Consider the following 23,291-nt stretch of genomic DNA (forward strand, 5'->3'; position numbering starts at 1 on the left):
CATCCCGGGCAGGGGACATGATCACACCATCGCGTGAATCACCGATGAACCACTCCCGAACCTTCTCCGGATGGTGTGGCAGGTACGGCTGGCCTGACACCGCACCGGCGCCGGGCGCGCCTCCCCGTCCGTACAGCCACCGACGCGGCCGAGTCGCCTACGCGCCCCGCACCTGGATCAGCGCGTGCGTACCCCCCGTACGCCACCGCTGCCCTTCCGCCTCGACCAGCGCGGTCTCCGTATGGGCGTCGAGCCCGGTGATCACGTCGGACTTGAGGGTGCGCAGGGCGGCCACCGGGCCCGGGAAGTAGGCGGTGACGTCCGCGAACGGCGTCGCGGGCGGCCAGCGCCGATCGCCCACCAGCCGGCGGTAGTTGAGGTCGCCCTTCACGATCGTCAGGGTGGCCGCGGCGAACTCGGCGCGGAGGTCGGCGGGCATGTCGGCGTACGGCAGCGGGGCGCAGGAGAAGGGGTGGGCGCGCACGGTGAGGCGGCCGTCCGCCATGGCCGACCAGAGGCCGCGGCCGTACGTCGCCGCGGCGCCCGGCGCGCCGGCCAGCCGGTGCAGGGCCTCGACGACGTCGGCGGTCGTGGCGTCGGAGACGTAGTACGGGTGGGGCTTGATGTGCAACACCGCTCGCTCGACCCGCTGTTGGTCGAGGAGATGGGCCAACAGAAGCAGATCGGGGATGAGTTCGCGGCCCGCGTTGTCGGCGACGAGGCAGAGGGTGCCGGTGCCGGAGAGGAGCGACCACAGCCGCTCGCTGTCGTCGGCGACCAGGGCCGGCACCGGGGCCCGCGCGGCCGACTCCGCTCCGGCCGCCGAGAGGCGGAAGCCGAGGTCCGCGCGGTTGCCCCAAAGGGAGCCGTGCAGCAGGGAGTTGGCGCGCTCCTCGGGTGACGTGTCCGCCAGCGCGTCGAGTGCGGCGAGTTCTTCGTCCGTCTCGGGTGCGTCGAGTTCGGCGCGCTTGAAGGGGCGGAACGGGTCGATGCCCTGCCAGGCGCCGGGGCCGAAGTAGCCGACGGCCCCGAGGAGCTGACGGTAGAAGTAGCTCTCGGACCAGAGCCAGGGCACGTCGTACCAGGACTGTCCGGCGTAGAGGTCGGTGCCCCAGGCCGCCCAGCGGTCATGGTCGGGGGCGTCGCCGGGGAGGGGTTCGATCGTGCCCTCGGTGCAGTTCTTCAGGAGGGCGTCGAGGGCGCGGTGCTGCTCGGGGCCGTAGGGGAAGGCGTCGCGTACCTGCTGGATGATCGCGGGGTGCCGTTCGGCCAGCACGCTGCGGGGGAACGAGCCGGGCTCGTCGCCGAGGATCACGGGCGCGGTGGGGGTGTCGGGCATGCGGCTCACCGTACCGGGCTGGTCAGTCCGCTTCGATCTCCCGCTCCAGGCGCGCGGCGAGGCTGAGATAGCGGGCGCGGCGCGGGACGGGGACCAGGCCGCGGATGACGAGGTGCCACATCTGGGCCGTTCTGCGCGGCTGTAACGCGACCGGTTCGAGGGTGCGGCCCAGCACACGGACGCCCACGAAGAGGCCGACGAGGGTGCGGGCCATGGCGTCCACGTCGGTGTCGGGGTGTGCGTCGGCTTCCGCGACGGCGCCCGCGAGCTTGCGGGAGGCGATGTCCAGCCACTCGGTGAAGGGGTGCGGCATCGGGGGCCGTACCTCGATCTCCCCGGCGGCGAGCCGGAGTCCGGCGCGCGGGATGGGGCCCTCGACCGCCATGCGTGTCATGCCGAACGTGACACGTATCAACGCCTCGAGTGAGGAGTATCCCCTGCTGTCCATCTCCTTGGTCATCTGGCGCGACGCCTTGGCCTGCATCTCCAGGATGGTGTGGGCCAGGTCTTCCTTGGCCGCGAAGTGGAAGTACAGGGCACCCTTGGTGACCTGGGCTTGGTCGACGATGTCGCTCAGGCTGGTGGATTCATAGCCCTGCCGGTCGAACAGCTCGGCGGCGGCCGTGATGATCGTTGTGCGGGTCTGTTCGGCCCGTAGCTGCCTCACCATCGACTGAAACACTCCCGATGAAGGAAAAACAACGGCCCATGCCGTTTTTTTCTTACCCCCTGTACACAGTAGCTCACCCTGTGGCGGTGTCGGCCTTGCACTCGAAGACCACCAACACCCCTCACGTTCCCATCACTTGCATCTCTGTGTCACCCCTGTCCCGACTCTTGACCACTTTCAGTGGCCCTGGCACGTGTCAGCGCCGGTTCCCGGCCAAACAGAGGGCCGACCGGCCCGGCGGGGCGCCTCCGGAAGCGCGCCCCGCCCTACGGGTCAGTCGGTCTGTTTCTCTGCATCCCTTGTGCCATCAGGGCTGTTGTACGGAGGTGCCCTACGAACCGCTACGAACCGCTGCGCACGGCCTGTACCGTCCTGGCCGCGTCCGCGAGCCCGGCTCCGCAGCCGCCGGAGCAACTGCCGGGCAGAGCGCGGGCGTTCGCCTTGATCGCCGATTCGATCCGGGCCGGGGTCAGCGCAGCGTCGGCCGACTTCATCAGCGCGGCCAGGCCCGCGATGTGCGGGGCGGCCATGCTGGTGCCCTGGTAGTAGGCGTACGACTCGGTGGACGGCGTCCTGGTGCCGGAGTTCAGCGTGGAGTAGATGCCGTTGGCGGTGCCGGTGCTCGTCTGGCCGCCGGGGGCCGAGATGTCCACGCCGGAGCCGTAGTTGGAGTAGGACGCCTTCGCGCCGGCGCGGTTGGTGGCGGCGACGGAGATGACGTTGTCGCAGTTCCCCGGGGAGTGGTTCGCGACGTTGTCGTTGTCGTTCCCGGCGGCCACGACGACCGTGGTGCCCCGGTTCACGGCGGCGGTGATGGCGCTCTGGGTGGCCGAGGTGCAGGGGCCGTCGCCGCCCAGGCTCATGTTGATGACCTTGGCGACGTTGGCGTTGGCGGGGACGCCGGCGACGCTGCCGCCGGACGCCCAGGTGATGGCGTCGATGATGTCGGAGTCGTAGCCGCCGCACTTGCCGAGGACGCGCAGCGGGGAGATCTTCGCGCCGTAGGCGATGCCCGCGATGCCCTTGCCGTTGTCGGTGGCGGCTGCGATGGTGCCCGCGACATGGGTGCCGTGCCAGGAGGAGGGGCTGGCCGCGACGCCCGCGCCGCACTCGTTCGCGGCGTAGTGGTCGCCGGGGTCGGCCGGGTTGCTGTCGCGGCCGTTGCCGTCGACGGAGACGGCGGTGTCGGAGATGAAGTCGTAGCCGGCGACGATGTTCGCGGCGAGGTCGGAGTGGGTGACGTAGCCGGTGTCGATGACGGCGACGGTGACGCCGCTGCCGGTCGAGGTCGGCCACGCGGCGGGCACGTTCATCCCGGCTGTCGTCTCGAAGAGGTCCCACTGCTTGCCGTACCCGGTGTCGTTCGGGTCGGCCTGCGCGGTGTTCAGCCGGTCCGGTACGACGTAGGAGACCTGCGGGTCGGATCTGAACTCGGCGATGACGTCGGCGACTTCGGTGGTGGAGCGGGCGTCGCCGAGGCCGACGAGGGCGGCGCCGGTGCCGAGACGGCGCTCGAAGTCGACGCGCTCGCCGGTCACCTCGCCCTTGGCGGTGGCGTCGGTCTCGGCGGCGCGGTTCGAACTCGCTTCTGCGGAATCGGACTTGTAGCCGACGATGAGGCGTTCGGCGAGGGTGCCGGGGGCGGCCTCGGTCTGTCCTGACAGGGTCGGTGCGGCGGCCTGGGTGGGGGGTACCTGGGCGACGGCGGCCGAGGTCGCGGCCGTGACGAGGAGGGCCGCGGAGACCGCGGCGACGGACATCAGGGTCCGTCCGGTGGCGAATGCCGTGGGGGTGCGCAAGGGCTTGCCTTTCGTGGCCGTGTTCCGCGCGGCGCGGAGCGTCGGTCGATGCGCTTCGCCGTCGAAGCGGTGGGGGTCGAGCCGAGGAGCGCCGGGCGCGGGCGGCTGCCACAACAGGGGTTGCCCATGGGTCAGCTGTGGTCAAACGATAGGCAAAGAGAAGGTCATAGGGATACGGGGGAAACCCTCGATCAGGCCGGAAACCACCCCTGACTGTCGGGCAGTTGACCGGAAACGTCCTGGTTCACGGCGAGGGGGCGGACTGAACGCGCCGGGCCTGGTTCCCGTATTGCACGAACAGACCGTTGCCGCCCCCGGCCGAGGAGACGTTCCGGATGTCCCGGATGACCGCACACCGCACCGCCATGGCGGGCGCCGCCCTGGCCCCGCTCCTGCTCACCGTCTGGGCGGCGGGTCCGGCGCAGGCGCACGGCGCGCCGACCTATCCGGTCAGCCGCGTCTACGCCTGCTCGCCCCAGGGCGGCAGCCAGGCCGGCTCGGCCGCGTGCAAGGCGGCGATCGCCGCGAACGGGGCGCCCTTCACCTACTGGGACAACCTCCGTGTCCCCGACATCAACGGCCGCGACCGCCAGCTGATCCCCGACGGGAAGCTGTGCAGCGGTGGGCTCCCCGACTACAAGGGTCTCAACCTCGCCCGCACCGACTGGCCGTCCACGCGGCTGACCCCGGGGGCGAAGCTGACGATGACGTACGCGTCGACGATCGCGCACACCGGCACGTTCAAGCTGTATCTGACGAAGGCCGGCTACGACCCGGCGAAGCCGCTGACCTGGTCCGAGCTGCCGACCACACCCTTCGCCGAGGTGAAGGACCCGCCGCTGACCGGCGGCGCGTACCGCATCAAGGCGACGCTGCCGACGGGCCGTACCGGGCGCCAGCTCATCTACACCATCTGGCAGAACAGCAGCACGGAAGACACCTACTACTCGTGCTCGGACGTGGTGTTCCCCGGCGGCACGACCGCCTCCACACCCTCGTCGGCCTCGTCCGCGGGGAAGGCCGCCTCGAAGGGCAGGTCGGCGAGCCCGTCGTCGTCAGCGGTCAAGTCCCCTACCGCGGCGCGCAGTTCGGCGAAGGCCCCGGCATCCGCCACGGCACAGAAGGCGTCCCCCGCCGAGGAGAGCACGGCGCCGGGCAGCAGTCCGGTGGCGTCCGACACCGACGCGTCCGGCGGTCCTTCGGCGCCCATGATGGCGGGCGGCGCCACCGCGGTACTGGTGCTCACCGGGGGCGCCGCCCTGGCCCTGCGACTGCGCCGACGCTGAACTCGGCGCGTACAGGCCCTACTTGCTACGTGGCCGGAACTGCTCGGCCGCTGCTGATCAGTTGGTGAAGACCGCCGCGCCGCCGTCGGTCACCGGGGCGTACTTCGCGGTGAAGTAGCCGGCGCTGAAGCAGAGGGACGAGCCCGAGGTCTTGGTGAAGGCCTGGCTGGTGAAGTTGATGCTGGAGTCGGTGTTGCTCGCCGTGCCGCTCAGGCTGGGCGCCTGGTAGACGCAGGTGATGCTGCCCAGCAGGGTCTTCAGCTTGACCGTGGTCTGGATGGTGGAGCCGCTGGCCGGGGTGACGGTCAGGGTGCCGTCCGAGACGGCCGCCGTGCTGTACGGCAGGTTGTCGACGGTGATGCTGGTGACACCGGTGACGCCGAGGACGTTGCTCGTGCAGGTGCTGCTGTCGAAGGTCTGCCCGGAGACGGACTCGGTGGCGGTGCCCGGCGCGGTCGGGTTGTCGGTGACGGTCGCGGTGAACTGCGACGCGGTGCACTTGATGCCGCTGGTGCCGGTCGCGCTGGAGTACAGGGTGGCCGAGGTGCCGGTGGCCAGCGGCGCGGTGAGCACATCGCCGACGGCGACGGGCGTACCGCCGAGGCTGCCGGTGGTGAGCACCGGGATGTCGGCCGCCGAGGCCGGGACGGTGAAGGGGATGGTGAGCGCGGCGACGGAGCCGACGAGGGTGAGGACGGTGCGAGTACGCATGCGGGTGTACCTCTTCTTCCGAAGTGGACGGTCGAACCGGGGGTTCTGAGGGGGGTGGGGGAACGGGGGGTCGGGGGGCGCGAGTTCGCCGCCGCCCGGTGTGTGCGCGTCGCCGCCGCCGGCCCGTGACGCCTTCTCCGTACGCGACGGACCGGCAGCGGCGGTCGGCCGGTGACCGGCCGGAGGCCCGCGGGGGTTGGGGGTCTCCGGCCGGGCCGGGCAGTGGGGCGGACGGCACGGACCAGGGGGGAAGCGGCCGTGCCGGGCCGCGGGGTGCGGACTCTGAGGGGGCGTCAACTGCCCCTGCGGAAAGGGAAGTCCGGGAACGCGGCTCGTGCCGCGCGGCGGATCCGGCGCCACGGATCCGGCAAACAAGGGAGAGTTGTAGACCTGAGTGTCCGTCAACGTCAAGAGATCCAGGGCAAGTTGACAGACAAGACGAGGCGCACCGAGGGGCCGGAAAGCCTTGCCTCACAGGTGGCGCATCATCAACACTCTTTTTTCACAACTCTCTTGACCCTTGAATGTAACCCCCGGTAACTTCCTCGTCGGCTACTGCTGCGTAACCTGAAAGCCCTTGCACCCGCCGGGAGTTGTGAGGAGGGCTGCGCCGCACCCGCTGTCCGCGCCAGGACAACGCGCCATTTGGAATCCGACCCGCGTTGAACCAGAGCAGCACATTGGGAGCAGACATGGCTTCACCCTCGGACGCCACCCCGTCCAACGGAAACACCCCTGAGCAGCCGGAAAGCGGTTCCGCGCCGGAGACCGTCGAGGGGCCCGAGAGACGCGGTCAGGTCCGACTGCGCCGTGCCGCGATCATGGCGGTGCCGGCCACGCTGGCCGCCGCGGCCCTCGCGGTGCTCACCGCCCAGGGCGCCCTGGGGGTGCAGTTCTCCATCTCCGGCATGCCGTTCACGGTCACGGCCAAGTCCCTCGACGGCACCGGCTTCGAGCAGTTCGGCGATCTGGACAACATGATCCCGAACAGCCCGAACGAGGGTGACACCGGCGGCCAGGTGCTGATCATGACCTCCGCCATCAAGAACGCCACGCTGGACAGCCTCTGCCAGAGCGTCGACCTGGGCGGCATCAACCTGCTGATCAAGGCGGGCAGCGGTTCGACGAAGGTCACGGCGACCGATCTGACCACGGACTCGACGGAACTGTCGGGCGACGCGTCCTTCGGCAACATCGAGATCGGCAACGACGCCAGCACGCTCACCAAGGCCGGGGTGCAGGGCAAGAAGGGCGTCTTCAGCCAGCAGTCCGACACCGTGCACATCAACAACCTGCGGCAGACCAACTACGCCACCACGGCAGGTGTGTTCAAGCTGCCGGGCCTCAAGCTCAGCTTCAGCGACTCGGGTTGCTGATGTCCGGGAACCTGTCACGGCAGGGGATGCGGCCCGCCTTCCGACGGTGGCGGGCCCGCCGTCCGTTCTGGGGCGGGCTGCTGCTCGCCCTGGGCGGGGCGGAGATCCTGGTCACGGAGAAGGTGTCGATCAAGGTGGCGATGCACATCGGCATGCAGGGCATGACCGGCTATCTGCTGCCCGTGGTGATGCTGCTGTGCGGACTGCTGATCCTCTTCAGTCCGGGCCAGCGCCTCTTCTACTCGCTCATCGGGATCCTGTGCAGCCTCGGCAGCTGGCTCACCTCGAACCTCGGCGGCTTCTTCGTCGGGCTGCTGCTGGGCATCGTCGGCAGCTGTATGACGTTCGGCTGGCTGCCGGACCAGGAGCCGCGGTCGGAGCGCCGCCGCCGTAAGCGCGAGGCGAAGACGACGACGGCACCCCTCCAGCAACAGTCCTGAGAAACACTTCGGCCCCGGCGACCGCCGGGGCTCGACGCGTTCCGCCCTGTGCCGTGCTCAGGGGGGTCAGTGGGCGGTTGCCGGTGGTTCCGTGGCGGTGGCCGCCGGGGACTCGGTCACGGTGGTGTGCACCGTGGTCGGCTCCACCGTGTTGCTCTCCTCCTTCATGGCCTTCGCCTCGCTCTTGAGGATGCGCATGGACTTGCCCAGTCCGCGGGCCGCCTCCGGGAGCTTCTTCGAGCCGAACAGCAGGATGGCCAGGGTCACCACGACCAGCAGGTGCCATGGTTCGAGTCCGTTGCGGAGCATGACCTCGCCTCTCTTCACCGACAACAGTTGCTATGTTGCGCAACTGTACAACCCGGAGGTCGCGCGGAGACCCCTCAGGGCCAGGACGTCGTAGAGCCTGGGAGGGGTGTGCCGGTGGGGAGCGGTGTCAGAGTCCGCGGAGGCGGGGCGTGGGCAGGTCGGACCGGTCGGCGCGGGCGCCGAGGCGGGTGACCGCGAGCCGGACGACGTCGACCACGTCCGGGTCGTCGACGAAGTACACCTGGCGGCGGCCCTCACGGCGGGCCCGGACCAGTCCGGCGAGCCGCAGCTTGGTGAGGTGCTGGCTGACCGCGGGCAGCGCGCCGCCGACCCGCGCCGCGAGCCCGGTGACATCGCTCTCGCCCTGGGCCAGCGCCCACACGATGTGCAGCCGCGCGGGCGAGGCCAGCAGCCCGAAGGCCGCGGCGGCGTCCGCGAGCACGTCGGCGGACGGGTCGTCGAAACCGCTGCCGGCTGCCGTCACCGTCGTCGCCTCCCGCCCCTGGCCGGTCCCTCGCACGGACCGCACCAGTGTAGGCGGCCGGAACTTCTCCCCGGTGCGGGGAGTTTCCACGGTGCTTGCAGACAGGACGGTACGGACGGACGACCGGCGCGTGCCGCACACCTCCTACGTAAGGATTTCGCATGGCCCTGTGGGACCGCTTCAAGGAGTCCGCGTCGACGATGCAGACCCAGCTCGTCGCGAAGAAGAACGACCTGAAGAGCGGGGCCTTCCGCGACGCGAGCATGGCGATGTGCGCGCTCGTCGCCGCCGCCGACGGCACCATCGACCCGTCGGAGCGCCAGCGCGTGGCCCAGCTCATCGCGAGCAACGAAGTACTGAAGAACTTCGACGCGACGGACCTCCAGCGCCGCTTCGACGAGAACCTGAACAAGCTGACGGCCGACTTCGCGTTCGGCAAGGTGAGCGTGTTGCAGGAGGTCGCCAAGGCGAAGAAGAAGCCCGCCGAGGCGCGTGCGGTCATCCAGATCGGCATCGTGATCGGCGGCGCGGACGGCGACTTCGACAAGACCGAGCAGGCCGTGGTCCGCGAGGCGTGCTTCACGCTCGACCTCCCGCCGCACGAGTTCGATCTCTGACCGACCGTCAATATCCACGTCCGGGACACTTCTCCGTCTGCTCTTATGTAACCTTTCCAGCCTCGACAACTCCCGTACGCCGTCGAGATGATCACGATGCGGCAGCAACAACTCACTCCATGTCGCTGCTCACTTGACTACCAGCGGTCACACGCGATTGGCTCCGGCCCAACGGGAGTAACCCGGTCGGCGCACCTCTTACGGCTCCGGGCGCACTCTCCCCGTCCCCGAGCTCGGCCGCACAGCGAGGTGCCGCACCCCCCATGACCACTCCTCCCTCACCTCACCCCTCCTCCCGTCTCATACGCGGCACGGCACTGCCCTTCGCCGTTGCCGCCTGCGTACTGCTCTCCGGCTGCTCCGGGACCGGCGGTTCCGGCACGGACACGGCCGGCGCCGCGGACACCGGCCGCCTCAAGCTCGCGCTGGTCACCCACGCGAGCAAGGGCGACGCCTTCTGGCTGCTGGTGAAGAAGGGCGCCGAGGCCGCCGCGGCCAAGGACGGCGTCGATCTGACGTACTCGAGCGACCCCGACGCCACCGGGCAGGCCGAGCTGGTGCGGGACTCGGTCAAGGACGGGGTCGACGGCATCGCGCTGACGCTCGCCAAGCCGGACGCGATGAAGGGCCCCATCAAGGAGGCCAGGGCCGCGGACATCCCGGTGGTCGGCCTCAACTCCGGTATCGCCTCCTGGCGGTCGGAGGGCGTCCTGGAGTTCATCGGGCAGGACGAGAGTGTCGCGGGCCGCGCCGTGGGTGAGAAACTGGACGCCCTCAAGGCCAAGCACGCGCTGTGTGTGATCCACGAGCGGGGCAATGTGGCCCTGGAGGCGCGCTGCGCAGGCGTGAAGAAGTCGTTCACCGGCGAGACCGACATGCTCTACGTGGACGGCACCGACATGGGCGCCGTGTCCGCCGGAGTCACGGACCGGGTGAAGCAGGACCCCAGCATCGACGAAGTGGTCATGATGGGCGCCGATTTCGCCCTCGCCGCGGTCAAGTCCGTGAAAGCGGCGGGCAGTAGGGCCAAGGTCGCCACCTTCGACCTGAACCAGGACCTGGTCAAGGCCGTGCAGGGCGGGGACGTGCAGTTCGCGGTCGACCAACAGCCTTATCTCCAGGGCTACTTGGCCGTGGACTCGCTGTGGCTGTACAAGACCAACGGCAACATCAGTGGCGGCGGGGTGGCTCCCGTGCTCACCGGCCCGGCGTTCGTGACGAGGACGAACGTCGGCGCGGTCGCGAAGTTCGCGGCCAACGGAACGCGCTGACCGGACACTTCGTACGAGGATGTAGCGAGGACGACCACGATGTCTCCACGGACAGGTGCCCGGCGCCGCGTCGGTTCCATACGTCTTTCCCTGATCCTGCTGGCCCTGGTCCCCAGCGTCACGCTGGCCGCGATGTGGGGCGTGACCACGACCCAGATGTTCACGGAGGGTCTACGGCTGCGCTCCCAGACGGAGTTGAGCCGCTCGACCGGCTCCATGGGCACCGAGGCCGCGCTCGCCCTGCAGAAGGAACGCAGTCTCTCGGCGGCGTGGATGGCGTATCCGCACGGCTCACAGGCCGCGTTGGAGACCCAGCGCGCGGCGACGGACAAGGCCGTGGCCAAACTCGTGGCCCAGTCGGCGGCGATCAAGAAGGCACCGTCCCGGATCAGGGACCGGATGTACTCGGTCGTCGCGTCCGTCGACAGCCTGGAGTACTACCGCGACCAGGTGGACAACCCCACCGACATCACGCCCCAGCAGGTGCTGGACCAGTACACCTCGATCATCGACGACCAGATCCAGGCCTTCCAGGAGCTGTCCCAGGTCGACGACGGCGACCTCACCTCGCAGGCCGAGCCGCTCGTCGCCCTGGAGCACGGCGCCGAGCTGGTCTCCCAGGAGGACGCCCAGCTGACGCTTGCCTGGCACTCCGGGCACCTCGACAACGCATCGTGGGAACAGTTCGCCGAGCTGGTGCACGCCCGGCGCTGGCTGGTCCAGGACCAGATCGCCACCGGGTTCCAGGGCGCGGCCAAGACGAAGATCGAGCACGTACTGCAGAGCGTCGAGTGGAGCACCCTGGAGTCCACGGAGGACGCGGTGCTCCGGGCCGGCACGGCGGGCAGGGCGGACCCGAACGACGGCTCGGCCGGGCGGATCGCCCTGCCCGCCGCGCAGAAGCAGTGGAACGCGGCGCTGACCGAAGTCGCCGACCAGTACACGGCGTTGATCAGCCAGCAGACATCCGGCCTCCTCGACCGCAGCTCCGACAAGGCGCACAACCTGCTCGTCACCGCCGCCTCGCTGAGCGCGGGCGGACTCGCCGCCCTGCTGCTGTGCGTGGGCATGTCCTGGCGGATCACCCGCTCGCTGTCCCGCCGGCTGCGCGGCCTCAAGATGGCCACGCTGGGTCTCGCCGAGGACCGACTGCCCGATGTGGTGGCCCGGTTGAACCGTGGCGAGAAGATCGACGTGGAGTCCGCGACCCCTCCCCTGGACTACGGCGACGACGAACTCGGCCAGGTGGCCCAGGCGTTCAACGCCGCGCAGCGCACCGCCGTGCACACCGCGGTCGAACTCGCCGACACCCGCAGGGGTTTCCAGAAGGTCATCCTCGGCATCGCCCGGCAGAGCCAGAACCTCGTCAACCTCCAGCTCACCAAGCTCGACCAGCTGGAGCGCCGCCACGACGACCCCGAGGTGCTGCGCGGCCTGTACGAACTGGACTCCACCGCAAGCCAGTTGCGCCGCTACGAGGAGAACCTCGTCGTCATCAGCGGCGAGCAGCCCCGCCGCAGCTGGACCGAGCCCGTCGCCCTGATCGACATCCTGCGCAGCGCCGTCGGTGAGGTCGCCGAGTACCAGCGGGTGGAGGTGCACACCGAGGAGGAGGTGTGCCTCGCGCCGCCCGCGGTCGCCGACGTGATCCACCTGCTGGCGGAGCTGATCGACAACGCCACGGTGTACTCCCCCGCGCCGAGCCCGGTCGGGGTGCGGGCCGCGATGGTCGCCAAGGGCCTCGTCATCGAGGTCGAGGACCGCGGCCTCGGCATGTCCGAGGAGGACTACGCCTCGCTCAACGCGCAGCTGGCCGTGCCCCCGCAGTTCGACGTCGTCGCCCTCGCCGACGACCTCCGGCTCGGCATGTTCGTGATCGCCCGGCTCGCCACCCGGCACGGCATCGCGGTGACCCTGCGCTCCTCGCCGTACGGCGGCACGACCGCGATCGTGCTCATCCCGCACGACATCGTCGTACCCGAGCCGGTCGAGGAGTTCGCGCCGGATGCCTCAAGTGCCGCGGAGGACAAGGCAGTCGAGGCCGAGAAGGCAGCCGCGACCACAACCGCCGCGAAGGGCCGGGCAGTTGAAGACCCGGGCGCTGCTCCCGCGGCGCGGCCCGTCATCCCTCCGGCGCGGTCGCCCGAGCCGTCGGCCTCCGTCGATCCGGGTGGGCTCGCCCCATTGCCGCGGCGGGTGCCGCAGACCAGTCTGGCCAGTGAGTTGCGGGAGGAGGCCGGACCGGCCGAGGAGGACGAGGAGTTGGAAGACTTCACCGCGGAACGCGCGGCCTCCTCACTCGCCGGGTTCCAGCGCGGCACGTTCCAGGCGCGAGACGCCGTCGACGACGACGCGCCATCGCAGTACGACCGGGAGGAAGCAGCAGCCTCCTCGAATCCGCCCGCCGACCGCTCATGAAGGACTCCGCCATGACACGTCCCGTCCCCGCCACGCACACCCAGCTCGACCAGTTGCTCACCGGACTCGTGGACCGGGTGGCCGAGGTGAACCAGGCCGTCGTGCTGTCCGAGGACGGCCTGGTCGTCAGCAAGTCCACCGGGTTCCTGCGTGACGACGCCGAGCGGCTCGCGGCCACCGCGTCCGGGCTGATGAGCCTCAGCAAGGGGGTCAGCATGGACTTCCGGGGCGGCCCGGTGCGCCAGGCGCTGATCGAGATGGCGAACAGCTATCTGATCCTCACCTCGGCGGGCCCCGGCGCCCACCTGGTCGTGCTGACCGGTCCCGGCGCGGACGTCGGTGTCGTGGCGTACCAGATGAACATGCTGGTGAAGAAGATCGGCGAGCATCTCAGCGCCGCGCCGCGGGCGGGCGTCGGCCCCGCCACCGGCTCCGGCGAGTGAGGTGAGCGGTGGCGACGCGGCGGGACGGCTCGTACGGCCGTTCACGCTGACCGGTGGCAGAACCCGGCCCAGCCGCGCCGATTTCACCCTCATCACGACGGTGACCGCGGTCGAGCCGGCGCCCGCGCGTGCGCCCCGGCCGCAGCCGGAGCAGTCCCGCATCCTGCGGCTGTGCGCCGAGCCGCTGGCGGTGGCGGAGGTCGCCGCTCTTGTCGACCTTCCGGTGAGCGTGGTAGTGATCATGCTCTGCGATCTGCTGGAGGCGGGCCTGATCACGGCCCGGCCGCCGCACCCGGTCTCCCGTACCAGCCCGGACCTGGACCTGCTGCAGAAAGTGAGGGAGGGCCTTGACCGGCTCTGACACCATCGCTCCGGCCCCCGCGCCGCCCGAGACGGTCAAGATCCTGATCGCGGGGGGCTTCGGCGTCGGCAAGACCACCATGGTCGGTTCGGTGAGCGAGATCGCCCCGCTGCGCACCGAGGAGCCGCTGACCGTGGCGGGCCTCGCCGTCGACGACCTCGACGGCATCGAGGAGAAGCGGGCCACCACCGTGGCCCTGGACTTCGGCCGCATCACCATCGGCCAGGACCTGGTGCTCTACCTGTTCGGCACCCCGGGCCAGCAGCGCTTCTGGTTCATGTGGAACGACCTCGCCCTCGGCGCCCTCGGCGCGGTCGTCCTGATCGACGTCCGGCGCCCGAAGTCCAGCTTCGCGGCCGTCGACTTCTTCGAGCGCCGGGGCATCCCGTTCGTGGTGGGCGTGAACGGCTTCTACGGCGAGCACCCGTACCCCGCGGAGGCGGTGCGCGAGGCGCTGGCCCTCCCGGAGGACGTCCGGGTGCTGCTCTGCGACGCGCGTGAGCGCGACTCGTGCCGGAACGTACTGATCGCACTGCTCGACCAGTTGATCGCCGCCGCCATCGAGGACGGGGGCGGCGGCAAGCTCACTCGTCCGGCCCGCTGAGCGGTTCGTCCGAGGGGGCGATGACCCGGGCGGTGAGGTCCGGGTCAGGCATGTCCCGGTCGAAGGGGAACATGGGCCGGCGGATGCGGTGATGGCCGAGCCGTTCGAGGTCCTGGTCCACCCCGCCCGGCGTGAGGGCCATCTTCCAGTCGGCGGCCATGGCGAAGAGTTCGGGTTCGAGATAGCCGATCTTGACGAGCACGAGATCGGCGGAGCGCGGGTCCAACTCCAGGTCGGTGAAGTCGTGTTCGTGGTGGTACGGCTTCCTCAGCCGGGTCAGGATCACGTGCACGCTGCCGACCCTGAGGACGACCTCGGTCTCCGCGTCCCGGTCGCCGTGCCGGATCGAGTGCACGACTCCGGTGAGGGTGAGCGGGCCCGCGTGGCGGTCGTCGACCTCGGCGCCGGCTGTGACGGTGACGGTGGCGCCGACTCCCGCTTCTACGGCCGTTTCCACGGCTGCCGGGCCCGGGAGCGACGCGTAGATGACCGTAGGGCCGCTCTCGTCCTTGAACTCCGGGCGTTCCAGGACCTGTTGGAGGCCCCAGGTGACGTCGCCCGCGCCGCCCGCGGTGGGGTTGTCGCCGGTGTCGCTGATGAAGTACGGGCGGGCGGTGGAGGCGAGGGCCTCGTCCAGGCAGTCGGCCAGGGTGCCGGTGGGGGCGACGAACTCGAAGTCGTGCCGTGCCTCCCAGAAGCCTCGGGCCAACTGTTCGGCGCCGGCCCGGACTTGGGGTTCCGACGGGCCGGTCACCACGACCGCGGCTCGGTTGCGGGGCTCGTCCGCCCAGGCGTAGCCGACCCAGATCGCGGCGTCGGTGACGCCCTCGGTCGCTTCCACGTCCGCTGCGGCCGCGTAGACACTCTTCGCCGGTTCGATGCGGGTGGAGGTCTGTTCGCCCGCGAGCAGGACGGGGACCGGGATCCAGGCCTTGACCGGGCGGGGGGCGCCGCGTGTCAGGAGGTCCACGAGGTTGCGGGCGGCGCGTTCCTTGGTGTCCATGGCGTCTTCGTGCGGGGCCATGCGGTAGCAGGTGATCAGGTCGCTCTGGTGGACCAGGTCGCGGGAGACGTTGCCGTGGAGGTCCATCGAGGTGGAGATCAGGGTGGTCGGGCCCACGGTTTCCCGGATGCGGGTGAGGAGGAGGGATTCGGCGTCGTCCATTCCCTCCACTGTCATCGCGCCGTGGATGTCGTACCAGAGGCCGTCTACCGGGCCCAACTCTGCTAGTCGGGTGAGGAGTTCGTCGGTGAGTTCGGTGAATGCGGCTGCGGTTACCGTGCCGCCGGGGAGGGCCTTGCCCACGAGGGCGCCCTGCCAGGTCGCTGATTCCCTGAGGGGGGTGCCGGGGGCCAGGAAGGGGTAGCGGGTGAGGACTTCTGGGCCTCGGTGGGGGTGGAAGGCGGGGGCGTTGGTGCGGGCTGGGGAGAAGGTCGAGGATTCGATGCCCAGGCCGGCGATGGCGATGGTGGGGCGGGGTTTTGGCATGGGGGCTCCAGGTTGTGTGTCGGGTGCGGGTGCGCGGGGGCTGGTCGCGCAGTTCCCCGCGCCCCTGAAAAGCAGGGCATCACCGTGTCGTCGATTGGTCCGTGACCGTTTGGAGGGCTTGTGCCAGGGCTCTCTGTAGGGCGAATTGGCCTGCGCCCACCAGGCCTGCGTCTGCGCCCAGGCTTGCTCGTTCGATGATCAGGTGTTCGGTGACCAAGGGGTGGCAGCCTTCGTAGAGTTGGCTGCGGACGGCGGCGACGAAGGGTTCCAGGGTGGAGAGGATGCCGCCCAGGTACACCGCGTCGGGGTTGAAGAAGTTGACATTGGCCGCGAGGACCTGGCCGAGGTAGCGGCCGGCCTGGCGGACCGCTCGGGTCGCCTCGGGGTGGGAGTCGGTGGCGAGGCGTACGACGTCCTCGGTGGAGGTCACGTCGAGGCCGAGGCCGCGCAGGATGCGGACCAGGGCGGCGCCGGAGGCGACGGTCTCCAGACAGCCGGTGTTGCCGCAGGAGCACGGGATGTCGTGGGCGGCCTCGACCCGGACGTGGGTGATCTCGCCCGCCGCGCCGGTGCCGCCGCGGTAGAGACGGCCGTCGGCGATGACGCCCGCGCCGATCGCCGTGCCCGTCTTGACCATGATCGACTGGCGTCGGTCGGCGGGCTGCACGGTGTGCTCGCCCACGGCCATGCAGTTGGCGTCGTTCTCGATGGCCGCCGGGACGGCGAAGCGGTCCTCCAGCCAGGCCCGGACGGGGAAGCGGTTCCAGCCGGGCATGCGGGACGGGAGGGTGACGACGCCGTTCGTGACGTCGACCGGGCCGGGCAGTGAGAGTCCGACCCCGCGCAGCAGTTCCGGCCCGCGGCGCTCGGCGAGGCCCTGAAGGGTGTCGGCCAGGCCGGGTAGCGCTGCCTCCGGACCCTCGGCCGTGGGGAACGGCACGGTCGAGACGTCGGTCAGGCCGCCGCCGGGGAGTACCACCCCGACGTGCGCGTGCTTGCCGCCCAGTTCCGCCGCGACCGCGAAGCCGTCGCTGCCGCCCAGCCGGAGCACCTTGCGCGGGCGGCCGCCGGTGGAGGAGCGGGTGCCGTGTTCGGCGACCAGGCCCAGGGAGACCAGCTGGCCCACGGCGAGGGAGATCGTCGAGGGGGCGGCGCCGAGGAGTTCGGCGAGTTCGGTGCGGGTCGCGGCCTGGCCCGAGGCGAGGAGTTCGAGGACGTGCTCGGCCAGTGAGGAGACGCCCGAGGTGCTCTTCCGGCGGTGCGCACTTTTTTCAGGCATGAAGGAAGTTACTTCCGGATCGGCGATCGAGGCGACGAGCGTAAGTCACCCACATGCCCTGGCGGCTTTTTTCAGAACGGCAGTAACAGGCTTTTTACAGCCGCACGCCTGTTTCTTCGACGGCAGGGGTCGTTGACTGTCCTCACTCCCGCCTCCGCCCCTCTTTTTCCGAGGAGAACCATGTCCCCTGTTCGCTCGAGACTCCTCGCAGGTGCCTCCCTGACCACGGCCACGCTGCTGCTCGCGGGCTGTTCAGGGTCGAGCGGCACGTCGTCGTCCGGGTCCCACGACTCGATCGACTACGCGCTGCCCGCGAACTTCACCCCGAACTGGATCCTGCCGATCGGCACCGCGGCCCACCTCAACACCAACAACATCTCCATCGCGAACTCGCTGTGGGAGCCGCTCATCGCCTACGACGGCTCGACCGGGACCATGGGCTGGAACAAGAAGGGCTCGGTGGCGACCGCCGCCGACTTCGCGGCCGACGACAAGAGCGTCACGGTCACCCTCGGCGACCGGCACTGGAGCGACGGGAAGCCGATCACCTCCACCGACGTGAAGTTCTGGTTCGACCTCATCAAGGCGAACAAGGCGCAGTGGGCGGGCTACAACCCGGGCAAGGCGCCGGACAACTGGACGTCGTTCAAGGCCGTCGACGCCGCCCACTTCACGATCACGTTCGACAAGGCCTACAACCCGCAGTGGATGCTGGCCAACGAGCTGAGTTCCATCACCCCGCTCCCCCAGCACGTGTGGGACAAGGCCGGGGACGCCAAGAAGGACTGGACGTACCTCAACGACGCGGCCAAGAACATCAACGGCTATGCCACGAACGCCCTGTGGAAGACGATCAGCGGCCCCTACGCCGTCAAGTCCTTCTCCACGGCCGGCAAGGTCGTCCTCGCCGCCAACGCGAAGTACGACGGCGGCGAGAAGCCCGGCATCCCCACCGTGAACCTCCTCCCCTTCACGACGGCGGACGCGGAGAAGAACGCGCTGCGCTCCGGGAGCGTCGACTACGGCTACATCGAGGCGACCGACCTCGACCAGAAGGCGAGCTTCACCGCCCAGGGCTACACGGTGAAGCCGTGGTCGGGCTGGGCGATCACCTACATGCCGTACAACTTCAACAACCCTTCCATGGGCGCCGTGTTCAAGCAGCTCTACGCCCGGCAGGCCGTCCAGCGCTCCATCGACCAGGCCGGTCTGTCGAAGGTCATCTTCAACGGCACGGCGGTCCCCGGATACGGGCCGATCCCGCAGGCGCAGACGTCGTCGTTCCTGTCGGCCACGCAGAAGTCCGACCCGTACCCGTTCTCCACCTCGGCCGCCAAGTCCCTGCTCAGCGGTCACGGTTGGACCGAGCAGGGCGGGGTCATGACCTGCACCAGCCCCGGCACCGGCGCCTCACAGTGCGGTGAAGGGGTCGCCAAGGGCACCAAGTTCCAGATGCAGGTGCTGTCGCAGTCCGGTTCGACGGTGACCGACAACATGATGAGCGCGATCCAGTCCTCGCTGGCGAAGACCGGGATCAAGTTCTCCATCAAGACCGCGCCGGTCAACTCCGTGCTGTCGCAGACCCCGCAGTGCACGGCCTCGCAGTCGATCTGCAAGTGGCAGCTGTCCTTCTTCGGCACGGCGGGCAGCTGGTACTTCCCGGCCTTCCCGACCGGCGACTCCCTGTTCCAGTCCAAGGGCGGCGCGAACTTCGGCAACTACTCCAACGCGGACGTCGACAAGCTCATCTCCGCGTCCACGACGTCGAGTTCGACCCAGGCGATCCAGGACTACAGCGCGGCCCTCGCCAAGGATCTGCCGGTGATCTGGCTGCCGGAGCCCGACTACCAGATCTCCGTGGTCAAGAGCGGTCTCGGCGGCTTCTCGCAGGACCCGCTCGCCAACTTCCACCCGGCCCAGTGGAAGTGGACCAGCTGAGGCATGGACACCCTCCTGTATCTGACCCGGCGGATCGCCCAGGCGCTGGTCGTCATCCTCATCGTGACGGTCGTGGTGTTCGGTCTGCTGCACGCACTGCCCGGGGGTCCCGCGCGCGGGATTCTCGGCCCGCAGGCCACACCCCAGCAGATCACGCTGTTCAACCACGACCAGGGTCTCGACCGTCCGTTGCCCGTGCAGTACCTGTACTACCTGCGGCAGTTGCTGCACGGTGACCTCGGCACGTCATACACCCTGAACGAGGCGGTGTCGCAGCTCATCGAGCAACGGCTCCCGAAGACACTGGTGTTGACCGTGTTGTCGGCGGTGGTCGGGCTGGTGCTCGCCATTCCGCTGGGCATGTGGCAGGCGGTGCGGCGGAACAAGCCGGCCGACTACGTCATCACCACGCTCAGCTTCGTGGCGTACTCGACTCCCGTGTACTTCTTGGGACTTGTGCTGGTGCTCGTCTTCACGCAGCTGCTGCGGTGGTTTCCCTCGCAGGCGCCGCAGGGGGACACCGTCGCCCAAGTCTTCGCGGATCCCGTGGCGTTGGTACTGCCTGTCGTCACCGGGGCGGCTTCCATGGTCGCCGTGTTCAGTCGGTACATGCGGGCCTCGACGTTGGAGAACCTCTCCGAGGACTACGTCCGTACGGCTCGGGCGGGGGGTTCCCGGCAGCGGGCGGTTCTTTTCAAGCATGTGTTCCGGAACTCGTTGACGCCGGTGATCGCGATGTTGGGGTATTACGTGCCGGTGCTGTTCGGCGGGGCGCTGGTGGTCGAGCAGCTGTTCAACTACCCGGGGATGGGGCTGTTGTTCTGGAGTGCGGCCCAGTCTTCTGACTACCCGGTGCTCCTCGGATGCGTCCTGGTCATCTCCGTGGCGACGGTGGTGGGGACGCTGCTTGCCGATGTCGTTCAGCGGATCGTGGATCCCCGAGTGAAGGCTGGTCGGGCATGAGTGTTCAGAGTGCCGGCCGGTGGGGGCTGCGCGCGCCCCGCGGCGGAGCCGCAGATCGACACAGCCCCGCGCCCCTCATTGCCCGCTTCGCGCGCAACAAGCTTGCCGTGGCCGGGCTCGTAGTCGTCGCCCTCTTCTTCCTGTTCTGCTTCGTTGGGCCTTTTCTCTACTCCACCGATCAGATCCATACCGACCTCACGCAGGTCAATCTCCGGCCCAGCGGGGCCCATTGGCTCGGTACCGATGCCGTGGGGCACGACGAGGTCGGGCGGCTCATGTACGGCGGGAAGGTGTCGTTGCTCGTCGGGCTCGCGGCCGGGGTGCTCGCCACGGTGATCGGGACCCTGTGGGGCGCGGTCGCCGGGTATGCGGGCGGGTGGGTCGATGCCGTGATGATGCGGGTCGTGGACGCGGGGATCGCCATTCCCGCCCTCTTCATCCTGCTGGTCGTGTCCGCCATCACCACGCCGGACACCGGGGGGCTGATCCTGATTCTGGGGCTGGTGTCCTGGCTGGTGCCCTCGCGGTTGGTGCGGGCGGAGACGTTGACCTTGAAGAGCCGGGACTACGTGCTGACGCTGCGTGCCATCGGGGGGTCGCACAGCCGGGCCATCACCCGGCACATCCTGCCGAACTCGGTGTCGACCATCGTCGTGGCGGCCACCTTCCAGGTCGCCGACGCGATTCTGCTCGTCGCCTATGTGTCCTATCTGGGGCTGGGAGTTCAGCCGCCGGCGACCGACTGGGGCGGGATGCTCTCGGCCGGGCTGACGGCCGCCTACTCGGGGCGCTGGTGGCTGATCGTTCCGCCGGGTCTCGCGATCATCCTCGTCGTGTGTGCGTTCAACGCGATCGGTGACGGGCTTCGTGACGCCTTCGACGTGAAGGGACGGGGATGAACAGCATCCTGGAGATAGAGAACCTGGGCGTCACCTTCTCCACCGAGAGCGGTGATGTGCCCGCCGTGCGCGGGGTGTCGTTGCGGGTGGAGCCCGGGGAGACCCTCGCCCTCGTCGGGGAGTCCGGGTCCGGGAAGTCGACCGTGGCGCTTGCCGCGCTCGGGTTGCTGCCCGGCAACGCCCGTGCGTCCGGCGGCGTTTCGGTCGGCGGCACGGATGTCGTGGGGGCCGGCGAGGCCCAACTCGCGCGGCTGCGCGGGCGTACGGCCTCGATGGTGTTCCAGGAGCCGGCCACCGCACTCGATCCGCTGACCCGAATAGGCAAGCAGATAGCGGAAGTCGTACGCAATCACCGGGACGTGTCCCGGCAGGAGGCCGCCGCCGAGGCCGTCGCGTTGTTGCGCAGGGTCGGGATTCCCGAGCCCGAGCGGCGGGCCTCCGCGTTTCCGTTCCAGTTGTCCGGTGGGCAGCGGCAGCGGGTCGTCATCGCCATGGCCATCGCCAACTCGCCCGGGCTGCTGGTCGCCGACGAACCGACCACCGCGCTCGACGTCACCGTGCAGGCCGAAATCCTCGATCTGCTGCGGGCGTTGGCCGCCGACTCCGGGACCGGCGTACTGCTCGTCACGCACAACATGGGGGTCGTCGCCGACTTCGCCGACCGGGTCGCCGTGATGCTGGAAGGGGAGGTCGTGGAGACGGGGTCGGTGGAGGACGTGCTGTTGCGGCCCACCCATGAGTACACGCGGCGGTTGTTGGCCGCCGTGCCCCGGCTGGCGGTGAGCGAGTCGGTGGATGCCGTCGTCCGGGAAAGTGAGTCCGACGAGACGGCTCCGGTTGTCGAACTCCGGGATGTCAGCGTGCAGTTCGGGCGAGGCCCCCGTGCCGTACGGGCGCTGGAGGAGGTGTCCCTGACCGTGCGGGCCGGTGAGACCGTGGGCCTCGTCGGGGAGTCCGGGTCGGGGAAGTCGACCGCGGCTCGGGTCGCTCTCGGACTCGTCGCGCCGGAGTCGGGCGGCGTCTCGCTCTTCGGGGCCGATCTGCGCAAGGCGCGGGGGCGGGCCCGGCGGACCCTGTTGGCCGGGGTCGGTGTGGTGCTGCAGGATCCGGTGGCCTCGCTGGACGCGCGGATGAGTGTCGCGGAGTGTGTGGCCGAGCCGTTGCGCGTGCACCGGCGCGGGATGGGGGCCGCCGAACGGCGCGAGCTGGTCGCCGAGGTGCTCGAACGGGTGCGGCTGCCGAAGGAGTTGGCGCGGCGCGGGCCGCGTGAGCTGTCCGGTGGGCAGCGGCAGCGGGTGAGTCTCGCCCGGGCGCTGGTCCTCGCACCGCGGCTGCTGGTCGCGGACGAGCCGACGAGCGCGCTGGACGTGAGCGTGCAGCAGACCGTGCTGGAGGTGATCGCCGAACTGCAGGCGGAACTCGGGTTCGCGTGCCTCTTCGTGTCGCACGACCTGGCCGTGGTGCAGCAGTTCGCAGGGCGGGTCGTCGTGATGCGGAACGGCCGGGTCGAGGAACAGGGGCCGACGATGAGCACGCTGCTGCACCCGGAAACCGCGTACACGCGCCGGCTCATCGCCGCCGTGCCCGTGCCCGATCCGGTCCTCCAACGGGAGCGCAGGGAACGCCGGTTGGCGCTCGGGACGGGGGCGGGCGCGTGAGCGACCCTCTCCAGGTGGTCGCCGGCGTCGACATCGGCGGCACGACCACCCAGGTCGTGCTGTGCACGCCCCGGCTCGACGTCCTGGACCGGGCGGAGATACCGACGCCGGCGAGCGAGGGCGGCGCCGCGATGCTCGACGCGGCGCTCTCCGCGCTACGGCCACTGCTCGACCGCAGGCCCGACGCACGGTTGGCCGGGGTAGGGGTCGGGGCGGCCGGGGTCGTGGACGCGCGGGCCGGACGGATCCTCGTGGCGAGCGACTCCTTCCGCGACTGGGCCGGGTTCGAGGTGACGGCCGCCGTCCAACAGGCCCTCGACGTACCGGCGTTCCTCGACAACGACGTGAACGCGTTCCTGCGCGGCGAGGTCGCGCGGGGCGCGGTCGCCGGTGAGGCGAACGTGCTCGGGATGACGCTCGGCACCGGCGTGGGCGGCGCGCTGTGGCTGGATGGCGCCCTGCACGACGGGCCGCGCGGGGCGGCGGGCGAGATCGGGCACGTACCCGGATTCGGCGAACTGCCCTGCACCTGCGGCGGCCGGGGACACCTGGAGACGCTGGCGTCGGGGCGGTCGGTCGCGGCGCGGTACGGGGAGCGGACGGGGCGCGAGCGGACGGCCCGTGAGGTCGCCGGGGCGGCCAGGGCGGGCGACCCGGACGCGCAGGCCGTGTACGCGGCGCTGGGTCGCGGTGTGGCCCGTGCGCTGCTGATCACGGCGGGGCTGCTCGATGTCACGACGTGCGTGATCGGCGGGGGTGTCGCCCGGGCCTGGGACCTGGTCGAGTCGGGCGTGCGCGAGACGCTGGCCCTGGAACCGCCGGTGAGCGGTCACCCGGTGCGGGTGCTGCCGGCGCTGCTGGGCGGGGACGCGGTGGCGGTCGGGGCAGCGGCCCGGGCGCGGGCGGAACTCGGGGTGGGCGCGGGGGTGTGAGGGGC

20 protein-coding genes and 2 pseudogenes are annotated in these 23,291 nt (G+C 70.1%); 14 read left to right on the top strand and 8 right to left on the bottom strand.

From position 1 onward, the window contains the following. Positions 1–157: 157 nt before the first annotated feature. The 3 genes and pseudogenes from OHT77_RS10535 to OHT77_RS10545 form a co-directional block, all read right to left on the bottom strand. A complete protein-coding gene (locus tag OHT77_RS10535; RefSeq protein WP_328827940.1) occupies positions 158–1,339 on the bottom strand; it encodes a damage-control phosphatase ARMT1 family protein in 1,182 nt (393 codons plus the stop codon). Between the two features lie 22 nt (positions 1,340–1,361). After that, positions 1,362–2,009 carry a ScbR family autoregulator-binding transcription factor gene (locus OHT77_RS10540; protein WP_328827941.1) on the bottom strand — a complete coding sequence of 216 codons (648 nt, stop codon included), beginning with the start codon at positions 2,007–2,009 and terminating at the stop codon, positions 1,362–1,364. A gap of 347 nt (positions 2,010–2,356) precedes the next feature. After that, positions 2,357–3,769, bottom strand: a pseudogene (locus tag OHT77_RS10545) (S8 family peptidase); the annotation flags it as partial. A gap of 374 nt (positions 3,770–4,143) precedes the next feature. Here OHT77_RS10545 and OHT77_RS10550 point away from each other — a divergent pair. Further along, complete coding sequence (locus tag OHT77_RS10550; protein ID WP_328827944.1) at positions 4,144–5,094, top strand: lytic polysaccharide monooxygenase auxiliary activity family 9 protein; 951 nt, start codon at positions 4,144–4,146, stop codon at positions 5,092–5,094. 57 nt (positions 5,095–5,151) lie between these two features. On the opposite strand, the gene OHT77_RS10555 is transcribed toward OHT77_RS10550, so the two are convergent. Continuing rightward, on the bottom strand, positions 5,152–5,805 hold the full coding sequence (locus OHT77_RS10555) for a Tat pathway signal sequence domain protein (protein ID WP_328827945.1): 654 nt from the start codon (positions 5,803–5,805) through the stop codon (positions 5,152–5,154). Positions 5,806–6,497: 692 nt separating this feature from the next. Here OHT77_RS10555 and OHT77_RS10560 point away from each other — a divergent pair. Next, positions 6,498–7,181, top strand: a complete 684-nt coding sequence (locus OHT77_RS10560; protein ID WP_328827946.1) for a DUF6230 family protein — start codon at positions 6,498–6,500, stop codon at positions 7,179–7,181. Next, positions 7,181–7,621, top strand: coding sequence for a DUF6114 domain-containing protein (locus tag OHT77_RS10565; RefSeq protein WP_328827947.1), 441 nt, complete (start codon positions 7,181–7,183; stop codon positions 7,619–7,621). Before OHT77_RS10560 ends, OHT77_RS10565 begins: the two co-directional genes overlap by 1 nt. 66 nt (positions 7,622–7,687) lie before the next feature. On the opposite strand, the gene tatA is transcribed toward OHT77_RS10565, so the two are convergent. Continuing rightward, on the bottom strand, positions 7,688–7,930 hold the full coding sequence (tatA, locus tag OHT77_RS10570) for a Sec-independent protein translocase subunit TatA (protein ID WP_328827949.1): 243 nt from the start codon (positions 7,928–7,930) through the stop codon (positions 7,688–7,690). Between the two features lie 127 nt (positions 7,931–8,057). Next, complete coding sequence (locus tag OHT77_RS10575; RefSeq protein WP_328834208.1) at positions 8,058–8,414, bottom strand: ArsR/SmtB family transcription factor; 357 nt, start codon at positions 8,412–8,414, stop codon at positions 8,058–8,060. Between the two features lie 161 nt (positions 8,415–8,575). On the opposite strand from OHT77_RS10575, the gene OHT77_RS10580 reads away from it, so the two are divergent. The 6 genes from OHT77_RS10580 to OHT77_RS10605 all read left to right on the top strand — a co-directional run bounded on the left by OHT77_RS10580 (position 8,576) and on the right by OHT77_RS10605 (position 14,128). Beyond that, complete coding sequence (locus tag OHT77_RS10580; protein WP_328827950.1) at positions 8,576–9,031, top strand: tellurite resistance TerB family protein; 456 nt, start codon at positions 8,576–8,578, stop codon at positions 9,029–9,031. Positions 9,032–9,294: 263 nt separating this feature from the next. Beyond that, entirely contained in the window at positions 9,295–10,302 is a 1,008-nt protein-coding gene (locus OHT77_RS10585; protein WP_328827951.1) for a substrate-binding domain-containing protein, read from the top strand. Between the two features lie 39 nt (positions 10,303–10,341). Then, the gene (locus OHT77_RS10590) at positions 10,342–12,720 is read left to right on the top strand and encodes a sensor histidine kinase (RefSeq protein WP_328827952.1); all 2,379 of its coding nucleotides are present in this window, start codon (positions 10,342–10,344) and stop codon (positions 12,718–12,720) included. 11 nt (positions 12,721–12,731) lie between these two features. Beyond that, the gene (locus OHT77_RS10595) at positions 12,732–13,163 is read left to right on the top strand and encodes a roadblock/LC7 domain-containing protein (RefSeq protein ID WP_328827954.1); all 432 of its coding nucleotides are present in this window, start codon (positions 12,732–12,734) and stop codon (positions 13,161–13,163) included. Position 13,164: 1 nt separating this feature from the next. Beyond that, entirely contained in the window at positions 13,165–13,524 is a 360-nt protein-coding gene (locus tag OHT77_RS10600) for a DUF742 domain-containing protein (RefSeq protein ID WP_328827955.1), read from the top strand. Continuing rightward, on the top strand, positions 13,511–14,128 hold the full coding sequence (locus OHT77_RS10605) for a GTP-binding protein (protein ID WP_266773720.1): 618 nt from the start codon (positions 13,511–13,513) through the stop codon (positions 14,126–14,128). The genes OHT77_RS10600 and OHT77_RS10605 overlap by 14 nt, the downstream gene beginning before the upstream one ends. On the opposite strand, the gene OHT77_RS10610 is transcribed toward OHT77_RS10605, so the two are convergent. Both OHT77_RS10610 and OHT77_RS10615 read right to left on the bottom strand, forming a co-directional pair. Then, positions 14,109–15,617: a M81 family metallopeptidase gene (locus OHT77_RS10610; RefSeq protein ID WP_328827956.1), complete on the bottom strand. Its 1,509-nt coding sequence runs from the start codon at positions 15,615–15,617 to the stop codon at positions 14,109–14,111. The genes OHT77_RS10605 and OHT77_RS10610 overlap by 20 nt on opposite strands. A 79-nt stretch (positions 15,618–15,696) precedes the next feature. Next, positions 15,697–16,896 carry an ROK family transcriptional regulator gene (locus OHT77_RS10615; RefSeq protein WP_328827958.1) on the bottom strand — a complete coding sequence of 400 codons (1,200 nt, stop codon included), beginning with the start codon at positions 16,894–16,896 and terminating at the stop codon, positions 15,697–15,699. A gap of 180 nt (positions 16,897–17,076) precedes the next feature. Here OHT77_RS10615 and OHT77_RS10620 point away from each other — a divergent pair, with 180 nt between their 5' ends. The 5 genes and pseudogenes from OHT77_RS10620 to OHT77_RS10640 all read left to right on the top strand — a co-directional run bounded on the left by OHT77_RS10620 (position 17,077) and on the right by OHT77_RS10640 (position 23,286). Beyond that, entirely contained in the window at positions 17,077–18,834 is a 1,758-nt protein-coding gene (locus OHT77_RS10620; protein ID WP_328827960.1) for a peptide ABC transporter substrate-binding protein, read from the top strand. A gap of 3 nt (positions 18,835–18,837) precedes the next feature. Continuing rightward, a complete protein-coding gene (locus tag OHT77_RS10625) occupies positions 18,838–19,797 on the top strand; it encodes an ABC transporter permease (RefSeq protein ID WP_328827962.1) in 960 nt (319 codons plus the stop codon). 77 nt (positions 19,798–19,874) lie between these two features. Continuing rightward, positions 19,875–20,696, top strand: a pseudogene (locus OHT77_RS10630) (ABC transporter permease); the annotation flags it as partial. After that, positions 20,693–22,354: an ABC transporter ATP-binding protein gene (locus OHT77_RS10635; RefSeq protein WP_328827964.1), complete on the top strand. Its 1,662-nt coding sequence runs from the start codon at positions 20,693–20,695 to the stop codon at positions 22,352–22,354. The pseudogene OHT77_RS10630 and the gene OHT77_RS10635, both read left to right, overlap by 4 nt. Then, positions 22,351–23,286, top strand: coding sequence for an ROK family protein (locus tag OHT77_RS10640; RefSeq protein ID WP_328827965.1), 936 nt, complete (start codon positions 22,351–22,353; stop codon positions 23,284–23,286). The genes OHT77_RS10635 and OHT77_RS10640 overlap by 4 nt, the downstream gene beginning before the upstream one ends. The last annotated feature ends 5 nt before the right edge of the window (positions 23,287–23,291 follow it).

The organism is Streptomyces sp. NBC_00252 (assembly GCF_036187565.1).
Taxonomy (GTDB): domain Bacteria; phylum Actinomycetota; class Actinomycetes; order Streptomycetales; family Streptomycetaceae; genus Streptomyces.